This is a genomic window from Motilimonas pumila (assembly GCF_003596335.1).
GTDB lineage: Bacteria > Pseudomonadota > Gammaproteobacteria > Enterobacterales > CBDFNC01 > Motilimonas > Motilimonas pumila.
In genome coordinates, this window is sequence record NZ_QZCH01000167.1 from 1 (window position 1) to 548 (window position 548).

2 protein-coding genes are annotated in these 548 nt (G+C 41.8%); both read right to left on the reverse strand.

The window, feature by feature from the left end:
• The coding region (locus tag D1Z90_RS22260; RefSeq protein ID WP_232525349.1) for a hypothetical protein at window positions 1-229 on the reverse strand (229 nt) is incomplete at its 3' end.
• 15 nt (window positions 230-244) lie between these two features.
• Window positions 245-548 (reverse strand): hypothetical protein (locus D1Z90_RS22265; protein WP_232525351.1); only part of this gene is annotated, 304 nt, incomplete at its 5' end.

Here is a 548-nt window from a genome sequence, read left to right on the forward strand (position 1 = left end):
TTCCACTCCATTCGGTTCCGTTGCATTCCATTCTATTGCATTCCATTCTATTCGGGTTAATTCCATTCCATTCTATTCCATTCCATTCCATTCCATTCCATGCAATGGAGTTGATTCCATTCCATTCCATTCCATTCCGGATGATTCCATTCCATTGCATTCCATTCCATTCCATTCCATTCCATTCCGTTCCATTCCATTCCATTACATTCGGATTGATTCTATTCAACTCCCTTACTCTCCATTACATTCCATTCCATTCGGGTTGTTCCATTCCATTCCATTCCATTCCACTCCATTCCATTGCACTCGGGTTGATTCCATTCCATTCCATTCCATTCCATTCCGGATGATTCCATTCCATTGCATTCCGTTCCATTACATTCCCCTGCACTCGCGTTGATTCCATTCCATTCCATTCCATTCCATTCAATTCCATTCCATTACAATTCGTTCCATTCCATTCTATTCCGTACCATTCCATTCCATTCCATTCCATTCCATTCCATTCCATTCCATTCCATTCCATTCCATTCCGTTCCATTCCG